Below are 1,493 nucleotides of genomic sequence, written 5' to 3'. Positions count from 1 at the left end.
CCCGTCCGGCCCGGCCGGACGTTGATCGTCGTGGTGCGAGCCCTCCGCGGGGCGATCTCTGCTCCAGTCCCGAGCCTTCGAGCTCTGAACGAGATGGAGACCCCCGCGGTCCGCTGGTGCCGCGAACGGCTTGTGAGATGGCGGACCGATCGAGTCCTGGAATTAGGTCGCCGCGTGGCCCAATCAGGCTCACCACCTGCGCAAACGACAACCGAACGGAGGACAGCGTGACCGTGTTCTGCGGGATCGACTGGGCCGAGAACCACCACGACGTCGCCATGGTCGACGAGGCCGGACAGCTCCTGGCCAAGCGCCGCATCAGCGACGACGCGGCCGGCTACCGGCTGCTGCTGGACCTGCTCGCCGAGCACGGCGATACCCCCGAACAGCCGATACCGGTGGCCATCGAGACCAGCCGGGGCCTGCTCGTGGCAGCCCTGCGCACCGGCAAGCGGCCCGTCTTCGCGATCAATCCGCTGGCCGCGGCCCGTTACCGGGACCGGCACGGCGTCTCCCGAAAGAAGTCCGACCCGGGCGACGCCCTCGTCCTGGCGAACATCCTGCGCACGGACATGCACGCCCACCGGCCGCTGCCCGCCGACACAGACCAGGCCCGCGCCATCGCGGTCCTCGCCCGCGCTCAGCAGGACGCGGTCTGGAACCGTCAGCAGCTCGTCAACCAGGTCCGCTCGCTCCTGCGGGAGTACTACCCGGCCGCGCTGGACGCCTTCCTCGGCAAGCAGTTCGGCCTGGCCCGCGCGGAGGCCCGCACCGTTCTGGCAGCCGCCCCGACCCCGGCCAGTGCCGCCCAGCTGTCCCTGCCCCAGCTGCGGGCCGCGCTCAGGCGGGCCGGCCGACAGCGGGGCATCGACGCCGAGGCCGAACGTCTGCGGCAGGTCTTCCGGGCTGACTACGCCCGACAGCCGTCCGCTGTTGAGGACGCGATGGGACACCAACTCGTGGCGCTCGTAGGCCAGTTGAATGCCTCGTGCGTTGCCGCCGACGAGCTCGCCGAAGCGGTCGAAGCCCAGTTCCGCCAGCACCCGGACGCGGAGATCATCCTGAGCTTCCCCGGACTCGGGGTCCAGCTCGGCGCCCGGGTGCTCGCCGAGATCGGAGACGACCGCACCCGCTTCGCCGACGCCCGCGGCCTGAAGGCCTACGCCGGCTCCGCCCCGGTCACCCGCGCCTCCGGCAAGAAACGCCACGTCGGACGCCGGTTCATCAAGAACAACCGGCTCATCACGGCGGGCTTCCTCTGGGCCTTCTCCGCCCTCAGGGCCTCGCCCGGCGCCGACGCCCACTACCGGCGAAGGCGCGAGCACGGCGACTGGCACGCCCAGGCTCAGCGGCATCTGCTCAACCGCATGATCGGCCAGCTCCACCATTGCCTGCAGACCAGGCAACTCTTCGACGAAGATCACGCCTTCACCTCCTCATCAACGGATCTGGCCGTCGCGGCTTGACTTGTTAGGCACGTGAGATGTCTTTCG

General features: G+C 70.3%; 1 protein-coding gene. It reads left to right on the top strand.

The features are described 5' to 3' along the window. Nucleotides 1-227 precede the first annotated feature (227 nt). Nucleotides 228-1,466 carry an IS110 family transposase gene (locus ACFQ87_RS46325; protein ID WP_380617065.1) on the top strand — a complete coding sequence of 413 codons (1,239 nt, stop codon included), beginning with the start codon at nucleotides 228-230 and terminating at the stop codon, nucleotides 1,464-1,466. Nucleotides 1,467-1,493 lie beyond the last annotated feature (27 nt).

Origin of the sequence: Kitasatospora sp. NPDC056531 (assembly GCF_042794375.1) — a bacterium.
Classification (GTDB): domain Bacteria; phylum Actinomycetota; class Actinomycetes; order Streptomycetales; family Streptomycetaceae; genus Kitasatospora.
The sequence above is the reverse complement of the archived record's forward strand: the minus strand, read 5'-3'. Positions and strand labels throughout refer to the sequence as shown.